This is a genomic window from Rhizomicrobium sp., from assembly GCA_037200385.1.
GTDB lineage: Bacteria > Pseudomonadota > Alphaproteobacteria > Micropepsales > Micropepsaceae > Rhizomicrobium.
In genome coordinates this window covers 4,286,372-4,303,384 of the sequence record JBBCGL010000001.1, presented here as the reverse complement: position 1 = coordinate 4,303,384, position 17,013 = coordinate 4,286,372, and the positions used below count along the sequence as shown (strand labels likewise).

General features: G+C 68.3%; 16 protein-coding genes. 7 read left to right on the top strand and 9 right to left on the bottom strand.

Annotated elements, in window-relative coordinates; all coding sequences use genetic code 11:
- Positions 1–94 precede the first annotated feature (94 nt).
- From WDM91_20635 to WDM91_20620, 4 genes are all read left to right on the top strand, one after another.
- A complete protein-coding gene (locus WDM91_20635; protein MEI9997014.1) occupies positions 95–1,627 on the top strand; it encodes a sigma-54 dependent transcriptional regulator in 1,533 nt (510 codons plus the stop codon).
- Between the two features lie 3 nt (positions 1,628–1,630).
- Positions 1,631–2,131 carry a DUF805 domain-containing protein gene (locus tag WDM91_20630; protein MEI9997013.1) on the top strand — a complete coding sequence of 167 codons (501 nt, stop codon included), beginning with the start codon at positions 1,631–1,633 and terminating at the stop codon, positions 2,129–2,131.
- A gap of 76 nt (positions 2,132–2,207) precedes the next feature.
- Positions 2,208–3,317: an IS5 family transposase gene (locus WDM91_20625; protein ID MEI9997012.1), complete on the top strand. Its 1,110-nt coding sequence runs from the start codon at positions 2,208–2,210 to the stop codon at positions 3,315–3,317.
- Positions 3,314–3,628, top strand: coding sequence for a hypothetical protein (locus WDM91_20620; GenBank protein ID MEI9997011.1), 315 nt, complete (start codon positions 3,314–3,316; stop codon positions 3,626–3,628). The genes WDM91_20625 and WDM91_20620 overlap by 4 nt, the downstream gene beginning before the upstream one ends.
- On the opposite strand, the gene WDM91_20615 is transcribed toward WDM91_20620, so the two are convergent.
- Both WDM91_20615 and WDM91_20610 read right to left on the bottom strand, forming a co-directional pair.
- Positions 3,625–3,870, bottom strand: a complete 246-nt coding sequence (locus WDM91_20615) for a DUF2312 domain-containing protein (protein MEI9997010.1) — start codon at positions 3,868–3,870, stop codon at positions 3,625–3,627. The two genes, WDM91_20620 and WDM91_20615, sit on opposite strands and share 4 nt — an antisense overlap.
- A 68-nt stretch (positions 3,871–3,938) precedes the next feature.
- Positions 3,939–5,024 carry a DUF1244 domain-containing protein gene (locus tag WDM91_20610; GenBank protein MEI9997009.1) on the bottom strand — a complete coding sequence of 362 codons (1,086 nt, stop codon included), beginning with the start codon at positions 5,022–5,024 and terminating at the stop codon, positions 3,939–3,941.
- A 137-nt stretch (positions 5,025–5,161) separates the two neighbouring features.
- Here WDM91_20610 and WDM91_20605 point away from each other — a divergent pair, with 137 nt between their 5' ends.
- Positions 5,162–5,554: a DUF1036 domain-containing protein gene (locus WDM91_20605; GenBank protein ID MEI9997008.1), complete on the top strand. Its 393-nt coding sequence runs from the start codon at positions 5,162–5,164 to the stop codon at positions 5,552–5,554.
- A gap of 15 nt (positions 5,555–5,569) precedes the next feature.
- Complete coding sequence (gene pyk / locus WDM91_20600; GenBank protein MEI9997007.1) at positions 5,570–6,997, top strand: pyruvate kinase; 1,428 nt, start codon at positions 5,570–5,572, stop codon at positions 6,995–6,997.
- Positions 6,998–7,143: 146 nt separating this feature from the next.
- Here pyk and WDM91_20595 read toward each other — a convergent pair whose 3' ends face one another.
- From WDM91_20595 to ykgO, 5 genes are all read right to left on the bottom strand, one after another.
- A complete protein-coding gene (locus WDM91_20595) occupies positions 7,144–7,692 on the bottom strand; it encodes a tetratricopeptide repeat protein (GenBank protein MEI9997006.1) in 549 nt (182 codons plus the stop codon).
- Positions 7,693–7,701: 9 nt separating this feature from the next.
- On the bottom strand, positions 7,702–8,979 hold the full coding sequence (gene glcF, locus WDM91_20590) for a glycolate oxidase subunit GlcF (GenBank protein MEI9997005.1): 1,278 nt from the start codon (positions 8,977–8,979) through the stop codon (positions 7,702–7,704).
- Positions 8,979–10,127: an FAD-binding protein gene (locus WDM91_20585; GenBank protein ID MEI9997004.1), complete on the bottom strand. Its 1,149-nt coding sequence runs from the start codon at positions 10,125–10,127 to the stop codon at positions 8,979–8,981. The genes glcF and WDM91_20585 overlap by 1 nt, the downstream gene beginning before the upstream one ends.
- Positions 10,128–10,291: 164 nt before the next feature.
- Positions 10,292–11,788 (bottom strand): FAD-linked oxidase C-terminal domain-containing protein, encoded by a 1,497-nt coding sequence (locus WDM91_20580; protein ID MEI9997003.1) that lies wholly within the window; start codon positions 11,786–11,788, stop codon positions 10,292–10,294.
- A gap of 108 nt (positions 11,789–11,896) precedes the next feature.
- Positions 11,897–12,022 (bottom strand): type B 50S ribosomal protein L36, encoded by a 126-nt coding sequence (ykgO, locus tag WDM91_20575; GenBank protein MEI9997002.1) that lies wholly within the window; start codon positions 12,020–12,022, stop codon positions 11,897–11,899.
- Positions 12,023–12,194: 172 nt separating this feature from the next.
- On the opposite strand from ykgO, the gene WDM91_20570 reads away from it, so the two are divergent.
- Entirely contained in the window at positions 12,195–13,487 is a 1,293-nt protein-coding gene (locus tag WDM91_20570) for a lytic murein transglycosylase (protein MEI9997001.1), read from the top strand.
- On the opposite strand, the gene WDM91_20565 is transcribed toward WDM91_20570, so the two are convergent.
- Entirely contained in the window at positions 13,484–14,773 is a 1,290-nt protein-coding gene (locus WDM91_20565; GenBank protein MEI9997000.1) for an MFS transporter, read from the bottom strand. The genes WDM91_20570 and WDM91_20565 overlap by 4 nt on opposite strands.
- A gap of 46 nt (positions 14,774–14,819) precedes the next feature.
- Complete coding sequence (gene pbpC, locus WDM91_20560; protein ID MEI9996999.1) at positions 14,820–16,922, bottom strand: penicillin-binding protein 1C; 2,103 nt, start codon at positions 16,920–16,922, stop codon at positions 14,820–14,822.
- Positions 16,923–17,013: the final 91 nt, after the last annotated feature.

Below are 17,013 nucleotides of genomic sequence, written 5' to 3'. Positions count from 1 at the left end.
AGCGTAATCCAATTGTCCCGCGAAAAGACAGGATTAAACGCGTCGTTTACCTGCACCGCCGACAATGCCCGCTGTTCCGTTTCGAGGCACGCCTATGGCGCAGATGATTCTGGTTGTCGATGACGATCCCGTGCAGCGCCGGCTTCTGGAAGCCGCGATCACGCGCTCCGGCATGCATGTCGTCACCGCGCCCGGCGGCGGGCCGGCGCTCGACCTGATCAACGGACCCAAGGGCGAGCAGATTTCGCTCGTGCTGCTGGATCTCGTGATGCCCGACATGGGCGGGCTCGAAGTCCTCGGCAAGCTGCGTCCATCCCATCCCGAACTTCCCGTCATCGTGCTGACCGCCAAGGGCGGCATCGATTCCGCCGTCGAAGCCATGCGGGCCGGCGCCAACGACTTCCTCGTCAAGCCGGCCAGCCCCGAGCGCATCGCGATCTCGATCCGCAACCAGCTCAAGATCGGCACGCTGACCGGCGAGGTCAAGCAGCTCAAGAAGAAGAGCGAGAACCGGCTCACCTTCGACGATCTCGTCGCGACCTCGGCCGAGATGCGGCAGGTCTTCCGGCTCGGCACCCGTGCCGCGCAATCCAACATCCCGATCCTCATCGAAGGCGAAAGCGGCGCCGGCAAGGAGCTGATCGCGCGCGCCATCCAGGGCTCATCGGAGCGCTCGGGCCGGCCGTTCATCACGGTGAATTGCGGCGCCATCCCCGAGAACCTGATCGAATCGATCCTGTTCGGCCACGAGAAGGGTTCGTTCACCGGCGCCAGCGACAAGCATCTGGGCAAATTCCAGGAAGCCGATGGCGGTACGCTGTTCCTCGACGAGATCGGCGAACTGCGCCTCGACATGCAGGTCAAGCTGCTGCGCGCGCTGCAGGAAGGCGAGGTCGACCCCGTCGGATCCAAGCGGCCCGTGAAGGTCGATGTGCGCATCATCTCGGCGACCAACCGCGACCTCGCGCAGCTCGCGCGCGAAGGCCAGTTCCGCGAGGACCTGTTCTATCGCCTGAACGTCTTTCCGATCTTCGTGCCGTCGCTGCGCGACCGGCGCGACGACATCCCGGCCCTGGCCCGCCATTTCGTCACCCGCTTCGCGGCGGAAGAGCACAAGGCGGTCGCCGGCCTGACGCCGGAAGCGGCCGCGCTGCTCGAAGCCTTCAATTGGCCGGGCAATGTGCGCCAGCTCGAGAACACGATCTTCCGCGCCGTGGTGCTGTGCGACGGCACGCTGCTCGACGTCGTCGATTTCCCGCAGATCGCCGCCGCGCTCGGCGTCGATGCGAGGGTTGCACGGGCGCCCGCGCCGTCCGCCGCGCTGCCCAGCGTGCCGCCGCAAGCGGCTTCTGCTTACGCGTCGCCCGCCGTGCCGCAGGCGCATGCCTCGCCCTACGCGCTGGCCGGTACCGACGCGGCCGGGCATATGCGCAAGCTCGAAGACATCGAGGCCGAAGTCATCCGCATGGCGATCGGGCGCTATGACGGCCACATGTCGGAGGTCGCGCGCCGGCTGGGGATCGGCCGCTCGACGCTCTATCGCAAGCTGAAGGAGCTCGGGCTTGAGCCCGATGGCGAGATTCCGGCCGCGGCCGCGGACGAGGCCGTGCAGCACGCCGTGGGCTGAGCCATGCCCGGACGCCTGAGCCATACGCGATTCTGGAGCCTCGCTCCCTGGTTCGCGGCGATCGGCATCTTCGCGCCTTACCTGTTGTCGCCGCTGTCCATGATGCTGTTCGCGCCGCTGATGATCGGTCATCACCCTTCGGGGGCGCGCGGACCGTCGACCATCGTGCCGCTTATCGCGGTGGCGTTCGTGGTGCGCGCCGCGACCTGGATACCGCTGCTGCTGCTGGCATCGCGCCGGCTGCACGATGTCGGCCGCAGCGGCGCGATCCTCGTCGGGCTGTTCGCGACCGTGGCGACGGTGCCGCTGTTCGGCTTTGCGGCCTATATGTCGATCCCGTTCATGCTGGGCGGCCGGGAGGTCGGCGTTGTCGTCGTCGCGGCGGCCGCGATCCTGTTCATTGCCGATGCGATTGCCGCCTTGATCCTGGTGGTCCAGTCCGTCCGCCTGTGCACCCGGCCCGGCGAGCCCGGCACCAATCGCTATGGCCCGGTGCCGGCCTAGCAGGCTGTTGAAGAAGTCTCTGGCGGCGCGTTTGGGATCGTGATTCCCTTTGGGCGGGTCGGCCGAGGGATGGACGATGCGTGGAAGCGACGAGCGGTCCGGGGCGCTGTTCAGTTACGTGGATTTGGAGTCCCGGGTTCGCCATGACCATCCTCTGCGGGTGATCCGGGAAATTGCGAACGCGGCGTTGATGGATCTGTCGAAGGACTTCGACGAGCTCTACACGGACTTTGGCCGTCCCTCGATCGCGCCGGAGAAGCTGTTGCGGGCGACGCTGTTGCAGGCGTTCTACGGTGTGCGCTCGGAGCGGCTGCTGATGGAACGGATAGAGTTTGACCTTCTGTTCCGCTGGTTCGTCGGGCTTGGGGTGGATGATCCGGCATGGGACCACTCGGTGTTCTCGAAGAACCGGGATCGGCTGCTTCAAGGTGACATCGCGGCCAAGTTCCTGAACGCGATCCTGGCTCAGCCTCGAGTGAAGCGGCTTCTGTCGAGCGAGCACTTCTCGGTGGATGGGACGCTGATCGAGGCGTGGGCTTCGCTCAAGAGCTTCCGCAGGAAGGACGGCGCCGACAACGACCAGGATGGTCCGGGCCGCAACGCCGAGCGCAGCTTCCACAAGGAGAAACGCTCCAACGAGACCCATGAGAGCACGACCGATCCTGAGGCCAAGCTCTACAAGAAGGGCGATGGCCAGCCGGCCAAGCTCTGCTACATGGGGCATGCGCTGATGGAGAACCGCCACGGCCTGGCGGTCTTAGGCCAGGCGAGCCAAGCCAACGGCATGGCCGAACGGGACCAAGCGCTGACGCTGGTGGATCGCCATCGTCCCCGGCGACGACGGCGGATCACGCTAGGCGCCGACAAGGCCTATGACGTGGAGGCCTTCGTCGAGGCGCTTAGGGCGCGCGCGATCACGCCGCACGTCGCCATCGATGGGCATTTGAGCAAGACCGGCAAGCCGCGCAAGACGGCCATCGACAACCGGACGCTGCGCCATTGCGGTTATGCCGTGAGCCAAGTCTGCCGCAAGCGCATCGAAGAGGTGTTCGGTTGGATCAAGGCATCGGCCGGCTTGGCCAAGGTCAAGGTCCGTGGGCTGGCGCGTGTCAATGCCACCTTCGTCATGGCCTTGTCCGCCTACAACCTCATCCGCCTGCCCAAACTCCTGGCGGTGCCGGCATGACGCTGAAGGGCAAATGGCGCGTCGTCGAGACGCCGGGATATGACATGGCCGGGCCGGGCTCCTACATCCTGTTCGATAAGGATGGGGGCGAGTTCGCCCTGGATTGCCTCACCGGTTCCTTCCAGGGCGCCTGCGCAAGCGATGCCATCGAGTTCGAATGGTCAGGAAACGACGAAATGGACGAAGCTTCCGGCGAGGGATGGGCCGAGATCAAAACCGACGACTCCCTCGAAGGCGAAATCTCCCTCCAAAACGGCGACGACATCCCCTTCATCGCCCGTCGGCAAAAGACTTCTTCAACAGCCTGCTAGAGCTTCATCCCCAGCGCGCTCAGATAGAGATCGAGCATCGCTTCCTGTTCCTGGCGGTCGGCGCTTTCCATCTTGCGCAGCCGCACGACCTGGCGCATCACCTTGGTGTCGAAGCCGGTGCCCTTGGCTTCGGAATAGACTTCCTTGATGTCGTCGGCCAGCGCCTTCTTCTCCTCCTCGAGACGCTCGATGCGTTCGATGAAGGACCGCAGATGCTCTTTCGCGAAACCCGACTTGGCCATGGGACCCACCGTTCTTGGGCCCGACAAATAGGGCGTCCGGCGCGGCGGGCGCAACCGTCGGAGCGACGTTAGCTGTGAGTCTTTTGGCGTGCCGCGAAATCGGCCTGCTGTTCCGGCGTCGCTTCCGTCTGGTAGCGCTTTTTCCACTCGGCCGGCGGCATGCCGTAGACGATCTCGCGTGCCGCATCCTTGTCGAGCGCGATGCCCTTTTCCGCCGCCGCCTCGCGATACCAGTCGCCCAGGCAGTTGCGGCAGAACCCGGCCAGAGTCATCAGGTCGATATTCTGCACGTCGGTCCGCGCCCGCAGATGCGCGACCAGGCGGCGGAAGGCGGCGGCTTCGAGCTGTTCGCGGGTGCGTTCGTCCATGGCGGTTCCGGTTGCTGGCAAGGGGCGGGTGAACTCTAGCGCGGGCGGGCCCATCGCGGCCAGCGCGCGCTCCAGGATCGGCTTCAGCCGTGCGGCGAAGGCGCGCGCCGCCGCCGCGTCGCCGATCAGGTCCTGGCGAATCTCGATCAACACGTGCGGCAAGCCCAGCATCGTCCCGTGGCGATAGAGGCAATCGCCCTCCAGCTCGCCGTCATAGGGCTCGTTGTCGCCGACCGTGAAGCCCGCGCGGCTGCATTCGGCGATCAGGGGCCGCGCCAGCCGGCCGTCGCGATCCCACAACACGCCGATCTCCCAGGGCCGCTTCCAGCCCTTCCACACCGGTGTGAAACTGTGCATCGAAACGAGCACCGGAACCGTGCCGTCTGCGCGCAAGGCCGCGATCTGCCCGGCGATGGCCGCGTGATAGGGCGCGTGGAAAGCCGCGATGCGCCTGGCCGTCTCGGCGGCATCGATCCGCGCATTGCCGGGAATCAGGCTGCCATCGGACAGTTTCATGACCAGGGTGGGATCGTCCTCGCCGCGGTTGAGGTCGACCAGCAGCCGCGACCAGCGCGCCAGCACCGCGGGGGCGCCGAAGGCCGCCGCGAGCGTCCGGGTCAGTTCCGCCGCGCCGATGTCGGACGCGATATGCGTTTCGAACAGGGCCGGCGCGAGTCCCAGGCCGCCATACGCCGCGGGAAGCGCGCTCGCGGCGTGATCGCACAGGAACAGCAGGCCGGGCCCGGGCACGGCCGGCGGAATCAACTCGAAGGGCGGAACGGTCATGGAAAAGCGATCATTGTGCGCTCTGAAGACGCCGGCAAGCGCGTTGACAGGGCCTTGGCCATGCGCGACACCGGGTCACTGCCCGGCCGCAGGGTGCGATTCGTCCGCCGACGCGCCAGCGATAGGCTCATTTACGCATGCGGTTCGCCCTCGCCGTCGTCATCCTGATCGCCGCCGCCGCGCCCGCCGACGCGGCCCTGAACCTGTGCAACAAGGGCCAGCGGCCCATCAAGGCAGCGGTCGGCCGCTTCAACGGCACCCGCTGGATCAGCGAAGGCTGGTGGCGCGTGAACCCGAAAAAATGCGCGGAACTGGTCGCCGGGAAGCTCGATGCGCGCTACTACTACCTCTACGCGACCGACGGCGCGGTGGGGACCTGGGACGGCAGCCGGGGTTTCTGCACCGGCACGGCGGAGAAGTTCGCCATCGTCGGGCGCGGCGACTGCACCGGCCGCGGCTATGACCGGCGCGGCTTCTTCGAGATCGATACGAGCAACCGCACCGACTTCACCCAATCGCTTTCGGACTGAGATTTCGGATTCCCGATGAGACGCCGCCGCAAAACCAAGATCGTCGCCACGCTGGGCCCCGCCACTTCGACGCCGGAGAAGATTCGCGCCCTGTTCGATGCGGGCGTCGACGTCTTCCGCATCAATATGAGCCACACCTCGCATGCCGCCCTGGGCGAGCTGCATGCCGCGGTCCGCGCGCAGGAGGCGGTGGTCGGGCGGCCGATCGGCATCCTGGTCGACCTGCAAGGCCCCAAGATCCGCCTCGGCACGCTGCCGGGCGGTTCGCGCGTGCTGGTGGAGGGCGAACAGGTGCGCTTCGTGCGCAAGGTGCAGGCGGACGATCCCAAGGACATCCCGATCCCCCACCCCGAAGTGTTCCAGGCGATGAAGATGCGCCACACGCTGCTGATCGACGACGGCCGCGTGCGCCTGCGCCTGCTGACGGTGAAGGACTATTATGCCGATGCCATCGTCGTGGTGGGCGGCACGATCAAGGACCGCAAGGGCGTCAACCTGCCCGACACGCTGCTGCCGGTCTCGGCGATGACGCCGAAGGACCGCAGCGATCTCGACGCCGCGCTCAATCTCGGCGTCGACTGGATCGCGCTCTCCTTCGTGCAGCGCGCCGACGACGTGGCCGAGCTGAAAAAGGTCGTGGCCGGCCGTGCCGCGGTGCTGGCGAAGATCGAGAAGCCCAAGGCGCTCGAGACCCTCAACGAGATCCTCGACATTGCCGACGCGCTGATGGTGGCGCGCGGCGATCTGGGCGTCGAGCTGCCGCTGGAAGCGGTGCCGGGGCGCCAGAAGCAGATCGTGCGCGCCGCGCGCAAGGCGGGAAAGCCGGTCGTCGTGGCGACGCAGATGCTGGAATCGATGATCACCTCCGCGGTGCCGACCCGCGCCGAGGTCAGCGACGTGGCGACGGCGGTGTTCGAAGGCGCCGACGCCGTGATGCTGTCGGCCGAGACCGCGTCGGGCGCCTATCCGATCGAAGCGGTCCAGGTGATGGACCGCATCGCGCAATCGGTGGAGGGCGACAGCCTCTACACCTCGATCCTGGAATCGCAGCGCAACGCGCCGGAGGAGACGATCGCCGACGCCATCATGGCGGCGGTGCACCAGGTCACCCACACCGTGCATGCGCGGGCCGTGGTGTGCTGGACGAAATCGGGCTCTACCGGGCTGCGCTGCGCGCGCGAGCGGCCCGAGGCCCCGATCGTCGTGCTGACGCCGCTGGTCGAGATCGCGCGCCGCCTGGCGCTCGGCTGGGGCCTGCATTGCGTGACGACCGAGGACGCGCACGACCTCGACGACGTGACGGACCGCGCGGCGCGCATCGCGCAGCAGGAAGGCTTCGCGAAGTCGGGCGACCGCGTGGTGGTGACGGCCGGCGTGCCGCTGGGCACCCCGGGTTCGACCAACCTGCTGCGGGTCGCATTCGTCGGGCCGAAGACCGGGTAGCGCTTTTCCTCCCCCGTGGTTACGGGGGAGGGGGACCAAATCGCGAAGCGATTTGGTGGAAGGGGCTGCCGCCTGCGCCGGCCCCCTCCGTCTCGCCGCTTGCGCGGCGATCCACCTCCCCCGTAACCACGGGGGAGGAAAGTTCTTCAAATCCCCTGGCCCTCGACGTCGCGGGTGAGCGCGTCGACATGGCGCTGGGCGCCTTCGAGCTGCGGGTCGAGGGCGAGCGCCCTGCGATAGAGCTTCAGCGCGCCTTCCTTGTTGCCGTAATCCTCGAGCAGGTTGCCCAGCTCGTACATCGCCGCGAATTGCCGCGGATTGAGCAGGATCACATGGCCCAGCGAAAGCATCGCGCCCCGGTCGTCGCCATTGGCATGCTGATAGGTGGCGCGCACATGCCAGCCCTCGGCATAGTCCGGCGCGACATCGGTGATCGCCTCGAGAAGCTGCTTGGCGGTGTCCTTGTCGCCCGCGGTCAACGCCGCGGTGGCGCGGGTCATCAGCAGCTCGACGCTCGCGCTGCCCGACTGCAGGAACACGCCGCCGATGCGCTCCTCGATCGGCTTGGCCTCGTCGGGGGAGCCGGCTTTCTTGAGCTGGTCGAACAGCGTCTCGAGCGGCGGCCTGGCCGGCGGCGCCGCGGCCGAAGCCGGCAACGCAAGGGACGCGAGGAGAAGGACGACGAGAAACCGCATGGTGGGATTTTAGCCCGCGTGCCGCGCCAGCGCCACCGGCAAGGGGCCGCCCTCGCTCCAGTCGAGCAGTTCCGCCAGATGGACCAGCGGCGGCACGCCGGGTCCGGCCAGATGGTTGAGACAGCCGATATTGCTGCTCGCGACGATGTCGGCGCCGAGCGGGGCGATGTTCGCCAGCTTGCGGGCGCGCAAGGCCTGGGCGATCTGCGGCTGGAGGATGGCGTAGCTGCCGGCCGAGCCGCAGCACAGATGCCCTTCCGGGATCGCCGCGACCTCGAAGCCCGCGGCGGCCAGCAGGGCCTCCGCCTTGCCCGCAAGCTTCAACCCGTTCTGCAGCGAGCAGGCCGCGTGCCAGGCGACACGCAGATGGCGCGGCGCGGCAGGCGGACCCGCCGTCGCCAGATCGAGGAAGTCGCGGCACGTCGCCGCGAAGGCCCGCGCCCGCGGCAGCCAGAGCGGATCGTCGAGGAAGAGAGGCGTGAGATCCTTGAGATGCGAAGAGCAGCCCGTCGCCGTGATCAGCACGCCATCGAAAGTCTCGGCGCCGCCGCCGCGCTCGAAGGCCTCGATCGCGCGGCGGGCCCAGTTCTTGGCGTCTTCGCTGCGTCCCAGATGATGCAGCAATGCGCCGCAGCAGCCGGCGCCTTCCAGCGGCACCAGCTCGTAGCCGCGCCGCGCGAGGACGCGCGCCGCCGCCGCGTCGATCTCCGGCGCCAGCGCCGCCTGGGCGCAGCCGGGCATCAGCGCGATGCGCTTGGCATTGGGCAGGATGGCGCGCGGCGGCGACAGCGGTCCCTGCAGCGGCGCGGCAGCACCTTTCTGCACCATGACGCGCAAGCGTCCCGGCAGCAGAGCGGCGAGCGGCCCCATCAGGCGCGCGGCGAACAAGCCGAAGCGTACCAGTGCGGGGCGCGGCAGCACGGTGGCGATCAGCCAGCGCAGCAGCTTGTCGCCGAGCGGCCGGCGGTAATGGGTCTGGATGTGCGAGCGCGCCTCGTCCACCAGCCGCGCATAGTCGACGCCCGACGGGCAGGCAGTGCGGCAGGCGAGGCAGGACAAGCAGCGATCGACGTGCAAGACGGTCTCGGAATCCGGCGCGCCGCCCTTCTCCAGCATGTTCTGCATCAGCACGATGCGGCCGCGCGGCCCGTCGCGCTCGTCGCCGAGCAGCACATAGGTCGGACAGGTCGCGGTGCAGATGCCACAATGGACGCAGGCGCGCAGGTTCTTCTCCGCCTCGACGAGATGCGGATCGGTGAGCTGGGTCGGCGTGAACGCGGTACGCATCAGACGTCTTCCATGCGCTCCGGCCACATCCGGCCGGGATTGAACAGGCCAAGCGGATCGAACGCGGCTTTCACGCGCCGCGTCATGTCGAGGCGAACGGCATCCTGCGGCTCGAACACGGCGAGGCGCTCGCGCGTCTCCTCTTCGGCGCGCAGCAGGACGCTGTGCCCGCCCACGCGGCGCACGCTCCCGCGCACGGTATCTGTGCCGGGGATGGTGCCGACCCATAGAAGTCCGCCGGCCCAGTCGGCGAGCCAGAGCGGCGAATCGATCTCCGCCGCCACTTGCGCGGCGCTCGCGGGCGGCACGAAACAGCGCCAGACGTCATAGGGCATGTCCTCGAACACCGAACCGTCGGCGATGGCGCGGAAGGCGATCTCGCCATCGGGGATTTCGAGCATCTCGCGGTCCAGCAGAATCCGCAGCGCTGCGCATTTCTCCGCCAGCGGCGCCGGCTCGCCGTCGAGCCGGATCAGCACCGTGCCGCGGCTATAGGCCAGGCCGGTCGCGTCGAGCGGCGAGGACCACACCTTGCGCAGCAGCGCGAAGCCGTCCTCGGGCGTCAGGTCGCGGATGCCCAGAACTTTGGAGAGAGACGGCCTCGGAAACACCCGCAGCGTGACTTCGGTCAGCACGCAGAGCGTGCCCATCGCGCCGCAGACCAGCTTGGGCATGTCGAAACCCGTGACGTTCTTGACCACCTTGCCGCCCGCCTTGAAGGCCTCGCCGAAGCCGTTCACGGCGCGGAAGCCGAGCAGGTGATCGCGCACCGCGCCATGGCGCAGCCGCGCCGGCCCGTTCGTGTCGGCCGAGATCGCGCCGCCGATGGTGCCGAGGCCCGGCGCGGCGCCCAGCAGCGCGCCCCAATCGGCGGGCTCGAAGCCGAGCCGCTGGCCCTTCTCCGCCAGCACGGCTTCGATTTCGCTGGTCGAAGTGCCCGGCTTGGCGGTGAGGATCAATTCCTCCGGTTCGTACGACACGATGCCGGACAGGCCGGAGACGTCGAGCGTCGAACCCATCGTCACCACGGTGCGGCCGAAATCGCGCTTGCTGCCGCCCGCCACGATCTCGAGCGGCGAGCGCCATCGGCGCGCCGCCACGACGGCATCGACGACGTCTTCCTCGGAGGAGCATATGTGGGTCGGCATTATTTCTCGCTGTCATGGCCCGCGAATGCGGGCCATCCAATTGAAGACTTCACCAATGTCGCCGTTTGATCCCGGAATCTTTCTGCCGCTCGAGCGCCCGGCATCACCTGGATGGCCCGCATTCGCGGGCCATGACAGCGGAGGGAACGTGGAGCGCGCGCCATCTAAAACCGCGGCAGCGCCGCGAAGGGCAGCCGGCCGTCCTTCACATGCATGTGCCCGCCCTCGACACAGGCCGAGAGCGTGGGGAACACCTTGCCGGGATTGAGCAGCCGCGCGCCGTCGAAGGCGCATTTGAGGCGCTGCTGCTGCGCCAGATCGGCGTCCGTGAACATCGCGGGCATCAGGTCGCGCTTCTCCACGCCGACGCCATGCTCGCCGGTCAGGACGCCGCCGACCTCGACGCAGAGCCGCAGGATCGCGGCGCCGAACGCCTCGGCGCGTTCGAGCTCGCCGGGCTTCATGACGTCGAAGATGATCAGGGGATGCAGGTTGCCGTCGCCGGCATGGAACACGTTGCAGAAGCCGAGCTTGTAGTCCTCCGCCATCGCGGTCATGCGCGCGAGCACGACCGGCAGGGCGCGGCGCGGGATCGTGCCGTCCATGCACAGCATGTCGGGGGCCAACCGCCCCATGGCCGGGAACGCGGCCTTGCGGCCGGCCCAGAGCCGCGCACGGTCCGCCTCCTCCCGCGCCTCGGTCACGGTCGCGCCATTGGCGCGCGCGATCTCGGCGATGCGGACGATGGCGTGGTCGACCTCCGCGGCAAGGCCGTCGGCGTCGATGATCAGCACGCCTTCGGCACCGCGCGGATAGCCGGGCGCGCAATGCGCCTCGACCGCCGCGATGCAGCGGCCGTCCATGAACTCCATCGCCGCGGGCACGAGACCGGCGGCGATGATGTCCGCGACGCATTGTCCCGCCGCCGGCACCGACGCGAACGCCGCGAGCAGGGTGCGCGTGCAGGGCGGCTTGGGCAGGAGGCGCAAGGTCGCCTCGACCACGACACCCAACAGGCCTTCGGAGCCGGCGACGACGCCCAGCAGGTCGAGCCCGCCGGCACCGGGCGCCTTGCCGCCCAGGCGCAGCCGCTCGCCGGTCGCGAGCACCAGCTCGACGCCGAGCAGGTTGTTGGTGGTCAGGCCGTATTTCAGGCAATGCAGGCCGCCGGAGTTCTCCGCGACATTGCCGCCGATGGTGCAGGCGATCTGGCTCGACGGATCCGGCGCATAGTAGAAGCCGCTGGCCTCGACCGCGCGGGTGATCGCGAGATTGGTCACGCCGGGCTCGGTCACGACGCAGCGATTCTCGAGATCGATCTCGCGGATGCGATTCATGCGCGTGAGGCTGAGCAGGATGCCGTCCGCGCGCGGCAAGGCGCCGCCCGAGAGCGACGTTCCGGCGCCGCGCGGCACGATGGGCACGCCATGCGCGGAGGCATAGGCCAGCACGGCGGCGACCTGCTCTGCGCTGCGCGGCAGCACTGTGACCAGCGGCTTCTGGCGATAGGCGGTCAGCGCATCGCCGTCGAATGCGGCGAGGCCCGCGGAGTCGGAGACGACGCCGTCGGGCACGATGGCGCGCAAGGCGGCGGCGATGTCCGCGCCATGGGCGATGATGTCGGTATCGGCCTCTGGAAGGTTCACGCTTGCGCCCGTCATGCCTCGAGGCTCCGCTTCGCAGAGCACCTCAGCATGACGAATAGAAGAGACGGCGTCATCCCGAGGTGCGCACGGCGTGCGCCTCGAAGGAAGACGGCAGCGCCGCGCTTAGCCCTGGCGCGCCTTGAAACGCGGGTTCTTCTTGTTGATGACGTAGACCCGGCCCTTGCGGCGGACGACGCGGCAGTCCTTGTCGCGCTTCTTGAGCGAACGGAGCGAATTGCGAACTTTCATGGTCTTATCGAAGCCCTGGATCGGGCACGAAGGCCCCGCAAAGAGGCGCGGAAGCTATTGCCCGGCCCCGTCCCTGTCAACCGGCGAAAAACCCAGGGATTCCGCCATATTCCCGCCCCCAAGCGATGGTCTATAGGTTCGACCGCCCATTCCGGGCGCGATAGGGTGGGGAATGCGGCTTTTGCTCAAGACCGGCATCAAACTGGGCCTCGGCGCGCTCCTGATGCTGGCCGGTGCCTGCGCGACCTTCGAGCCGACCGATGCCCACCGGGTGAAGCATCATCGCCACGAGCCGCCGCCGCCGCCCAAGCCGTCGCCGCAGGACCTCAAATTCGCGCAGTTCCTGGTCGACTTCCGGACGACCGCGCGTGCGGCCGGAATCGCGGGCCGGACCTATGACGCCGCCATGGGCGGTATCCGGCGCAACGAGAAGATCGAAACGCTGACCGAAGCGCAGCCGGAGTTCGTCAAGCCGGTCTGGGCCTATCTCGACACCGCCGCGTCGCCGCGCCGGGTCGCGGACGGGACCGCCGCGATGGCGGCGCAGGCCGGGCCGCTCGCGACCATCGAGGCGAAGTATGGCGTGCCGCGCGAGATCCTGGTGTCGATCTGGGGCAACGAAACCGATTTCGGCCGGGCACTGGGCAGCTTCAACATCTTCGAAGCACTCGCGACTCTCGCCTATGACGGGCCACGGGCGGAATTCGGCAAGGCGCAGCTCATCGCGGCCCTCGAGATGGTGCAGCAGGAAGGCTTCGATCCGCATCAGATGCCGTCGTCCTGGGCCGGCGCCTTCGGCCAAGCCCAGATGCTGCCGACCACCTTCCTCAAGAGCGCGGTCGACGGCGACGGCGACGGCAAGCGCGACCTGTGGCATTCCGCGCCCGACGCGCTCGCCTCGGCGGCGGTCGAGGTCGCGGGCGATGGCTGGCAGCGCGGCCATGTCTGGGGCTATGAGGTCAAGCTGCCGGCGAGTTTCGCCTATGAGGCGGCGGACGGCGAGACGCCGAAACCGGTCGCCGACTGGAGCCGGCTCGGCGTGACGCGCGCCGACGGCACCGCGCTGCCGGCGAATGCCGAGGGCGGCGCGATCTATCTGCCGGCGGGCGCGCGCGGTCCGGCTTTCCTGACCTTCGGGAATTTCCGCGTCATCTTGAAATACAACAATGCGGCGTCCTACGCGCTCGCCGTCTGCTATCTGGGCGATCTTCTCGTGGGTCGTCCTGCGATCATCGCCGGCTGGCCGCGCGACGAGCAGCCGCTTTCGCAGGACGAGCGCATCGCCTTCCAGACCGCGCTGACCAGGCTGGGCTTCAATCCCGGCAAGATCGACGGCGTGATCGGGCATGACGGCAAGGCGGCGCTGCGGCAATGGCAGAAGGCGCACAACCTGCCGGCCGACGGCTTCCCGACGATGGCCCTGCTGGCGCAGATGCTGGTCGAGGCCAAGCAGAAGGGGCTTTAAGCGTTCGCCACCGGCGTCGCGGCGTTTTCTTCGACGATCTCGACATCCGGCGGGATGATCCCGGCATTGCGCAGCGCCGGCGACAGCCACATGTAGACGAACAGGCCGGCGAGCAGTGCAGCAGCGAAGCCGTAAGGCAGATAGGGCGACAGCTCGTACATCCCGCCGATCGCGGGGCCGACGATGAAGCCGGTGGCGCTGGCGCCGCCGATCACGCCGGCCACGGCGCCCTGCTCATGCGGCGCGACCGAGAGCGAGGCGCCGGACGTGAATCCGGGCCGCGCCATGCCGAAGCCAAGGCCGGAAAGCGCCAAGCCGACCACCAGCACGATAAAATTGCCCGAGACGAGGAACACGGCGCAGGAGACGAAGGCGGTCCCGAGGCCCCAATTGGTCAGGGCCCGCGCGGAGAGACGGACATACTGGATGACCACGAGCTGCGCGAAGAGCGCGGCGAGCGAGGTCGCGAGCTGGCCGATCATGTTGTATTGCGCCGCGTGCTCCGGCCTCACATGCAGCACGTCCATGAAGAAGAAGCCCATGGTCTGGATCGGCACCGTGCTCGCGGTGGAAAGCCCGACGGCGAAGATCACGAAAGGCCGCACGCGCCGGTCGTGCCATTGCAGCGAGGCGGCGGCGGTCATGCTCGACCTGGGCGCCGTGCGCTCCGGTAGCAGGAACCAGATCGTCGCGGCGCTGAGCAGCGCCAAGCCGGAGATGAAATAGAACGGCACCAGCAGGCCGAAGGGCGTCAGCAGGCTCGCGATCGCGGGGCCGGCCACGGTGCCCAGGCCGAACGCCGAACCGATGGTGGCGACGCCCTGCATGCGTTCCTGCGGCGTGGTGCGGTCGGCGACATAGGCTTGGCTCGCCGGCGCGGTGCCCGAGCCGAACACGCCGTAGATCGAACGGGTGAGGATCATCAGCGGAAAGACCGCGACGGCCGGCAGCCAGTGGCGCAACCCGCCCAGCATCACGCTCGCGAACAAGGCGAAGGAGGCCGCGAAGGCGATCAGCCCCATCAGCATGACGGGCTTGCGGCCCCAATGGTCGCTCTTCTTGCCCCAGTAGGTCGAGGTGATCACCCAGACCAGCGCGGAGACCGAGAACACCGAGGTCGTCTGGATCTCGCTCAGATGGAGCTGGCGCGACAGCGGCGGCAGGATGTTGAACAGCACGGTTTGCCCCGCGCCCATGCAGAGCAGGCTGACGAACAGAATGAGGAAGGCGCGGCGCCGCTCGGCAAGCGAGGTGATGTGAAGAACGTCGCGGGCGGAATCTGGCATTGCGGGCCTAACCACCGCAAACGCGCGGCCGGGTCAAGGCCGTTGCTCATCCCTTCGGCTTCTTGAACCTGACCTGGGCGCTGTCGCTGCGGCCTTGGGCGTCCACCACGGTGATCCGCGCGAGGCCTTCGCCATCCGGCGTGTAGAACACCGGCTGGAAACGGTCGAAGTTGCCGAGGAGCTGGCCGTTCACCAGCCAGGTCAGCGGCGCCTTGCCGCCATCGGCCTTGAGCACGATGGAACGGTCCTTCGCCGTATCCGCCGGCAGCGGCACGATGGTGCCGTTGGGCGGGAAGGCGATGGTGGGCGGCGGCACGGTGGTTTCGCGCGGCGGCGCCGGCGCGCTCTCGCGGCGGAACACGCGCATCGAGGGGGGCAACTGGTCGTTCTCGCTGGTGAGGATGGCAGCCGCCGGCGGCGGATCGTCGGCATGACGGTCGGGCGGCAGCAGTTCGAACGTCTTGAGCAGGAGGGGTGCGGCGGATTCGCGTCCGACATGGCCGGCGCGCGGGCTGCCGTCGGCACGCCCGACCCAGACGCCGACCGTGTAGTCGTTGGAAAAACCCACCGACCAGGCGTCGCGATAACCGTAAGAGGTGCCGGTCTTGAACGCGATGGCGCGCTTGCGCGTCAGGCCCTGTCCCATCGCCCAGCCGTCCGGCAGCGCGACGCCGCGCAGAACCTGCTTCAGGTAGAACGCCGCGACCGGCCCAAACAGCCGGTGGTCGGCGGCATCGGGCGTGCCCCTGACATAGCGCAGCGCCCGCGCTTCGCCGCCATTGGCGATGCCGGCATAGAGCATGGCGATGTCGGCCAGGCTGATGCCGAGACCACCCAGCGCCACGGGCAGGCTCGGTGCCGCGCCGCCGGCCGGGAAAGCGAGACGCGCGCCGGCATTCTCCAGCGTCGTGGTGAAGGCGAGCGGGCCGACGCGGTCCAGCACCATCACGGCGGGGATGTTGAGCGACATGCGCAGCGCATCGCGCGCGCTCACCGCGCCCTGGAAGGTGCCTTCGAAATCCTTGGGCGCGTAATCGCCGAACATGGTCGGTGCATCGCTCATCAACGAGGCGGGGTGCAGGATGAGATCGTCGAAGGCGAGGCCGTAGATGAAAGGCTTGAGCGCCGAGCCCGGCGAGCGCGAGCGTTGGGCAAGGTCGATCTGGCCGGACGGTCCCCAATAGTTCACGCCGCCCATATAAGCCAGCACGTCGCGGCTGCGGTTCTCGACCACGACGATGGCGAGCGCCGTGCCATCGCCGAAATAGGGTTGTTCCTGCGCCGCGAGACGCTCGACCGCGCCCTGCAGGCCGGCGTCCAGCGTGGTGACGATACGCGTCGCGCGCCGGTCGCGCAGCTTGAGCCGTGTGGCGAGATGCGGCGCCGAGAGCGGCATGGCCTGGCGCGCGAACGGCACACCCTCGCGGCGCGCCACATCGGCATCGCCTTGCGTCACGATGCCCTCGCCCACCATGCGGGCCAACACCTTGTCGCGGCCCTTGGCGGCGCGGATCGCGTGCCGGTCGGGCCGTTGCTTGACCGGAGATTGCGGCAGGGCGACGAGCAGCGCCGCTTCGGAGAGGTCGATCTGCGCCGGATCCTTGCCGAAATAGGAGAGCGATGCCGCGCGCACGCCTTCGAGATTGCCGCCGAACGGCGCCAAGGTGAGATAGAGCGAGAGGATGTCGTCCTTGGAATAGCGTTCCTCGAGCTGATAGGCGCGCAGCATCTGGAACAGCTTGGTGCCGATGCCGCGACTTTTCGGCGGCTCCAGGATGCGCGCGACCTGCATGGTCAGCGTCGAACCGCCGGAGACGACATGCCCCGCGCCGGCGAATTGCAGTCCGGCGCGCAACACCGCCAGAGGGTCGACGCCGCCATGGTCGTAGAAGCGCTTGTCCTCATAGGCCATGAGCATGGCGAGATAGCGCGGGGAGACGTCGCGGACCCGCGTCTTCATCCGCCAGTAGCCGTCATCGGTCAGGAAGGCGCGCAGCATGGCGCCATGACTGTCGACCACTTCCGGGGAGGCATGCACCGCGCGCGTCATGTCGGGCGGATTGGCGACGTCGGCCGTCGCGACGGCACAGGCGACGCCGAAGAGAGCGAAGGCGGCAACAATCAGGCCGGAATGCCAATGCGGCGACATGTTCAATCCCTTTCCTCCCCCGTGGTTACGGGGGAGGTGGCTCGGCGCGCAGCGCCGAGACGGAGGGGGCCGGCGCAGGCGGCGCCCCCTC

Excerpts from the sequence above, each read along its gene's own strand:
- WDM91_20635 (MEI9997014.1), top strand. The coding sequence starts at position 95 with ATGGCGCAGATGATTCTGGTTGTCGATGACGATCCCGTGCAGCGCCGG.
- WDM91_20630 (MEI9997013.1), top strand. The coding sequence starts at position 1,631 with ATGCCCGGACGCCTGAGCCATACGCGATTCTGGAGCCTCGCTCCCTGG.
- WDM91_20625 (MEI9997012.1), top strand. The coding sequence starts at position 2,208 with ATGCGTGGAAGCGACGAGCGGTCCGGGGCGCTGTTCAGTTACGTGGAT.
- WDM91_20620 (MEI9997011.1), top strand. The coding sequence starts at position 3,314 with ATGACGCTGAAGGGCAAATGGCGCGTCGTCGAGACGCCGGGATATGAC.
- WDM91_20615 (MEI9997010.1), bottom strand. The coding sequence starts at position 3,870 with ATGGCCAAGTCGGGTTTCGCGAAAGAGCATCTGCGGTCCTTCATCGAA.
- WDM91_20610 (MEI9997009.1), bottom strand. The coding sequence starts at position 5,024 with ATGACCGTTCCGCCCTTCGAGTTGATTCCGCCGGCCGTGCCCGGGCCC.
- WDM91_20605 (MEI9997008.1), top strand. The coding sequence starts at position 5,162 with ATGCGGTTCGCCCTCGCCGTCGTCATCCTGATCGCCGCCGCCGCGCCC.
- pyk (MEI9997007.1), top strand. The coding sequence starts at position 5,570 with ATGAGACGCCGCCGCAAAACCAAGATCGTCGCCACGCTGGGCCCCGCC.
- WDM91_20595 (MEI9997006.1), bottom strand. The coding sequence starts at position 7,692 with ATGCGGTTTCTCGTCGTCCTTCTCCTCGCGTCCCTTGCGTTGCCGGCT.
- glcF (MEI9997005.1), bottom strand. The coding sequence starts at position 8,979 with ATGCGTACCGCGTTCACGCCGACCCAGCTCACCGATCCGCATCTCGTC.
- WDM91_20585 (MEI9997004.1), bottom strand. The coding sequence starts at position 10,127 with ATGCCGACCCACATATGCTCCTCCGAGGAAGACGTCGTCGATGCCGTC.
- WDM91_20580 (MEI9997003.1), bottom strand. The coding sequence starts at position 11,788 with ATGACGGGCGCAAGCGTGAACCTTCCAGAGGCCGATACCGACATCATC.
- ykgO (MEI9997002.1), bottom strand. The coding sequence starts at position 12,022 with ATGAAAGTTCGCAATTCGCTCCGTTCGCTCAAGAAGCGCGACAAGGAC.
- WDM91_20570 (MEI9997001.1), top strand. The coding sequence starts at position 12,195 with ATGCGGCTTTTGCTCAAGACCGGCATCAAACTGGGCCTCGGCGCGCTC.
- WDM91_20565 (MEI9997000.1), bottom strand. The coding sequence starts at position 14,773 with ATGCCAGATTCCGCCCGCGACGTTCTTCACATCACCTCGCTTGCCGAG.
- pbpC (MEI9996999.1), bottom strand. The coding sequence starts at position 16,922 with ATGTCGCCGCATTGGCATTCCGGCCTGATTGTTGCCGCCTTCGCTCTC.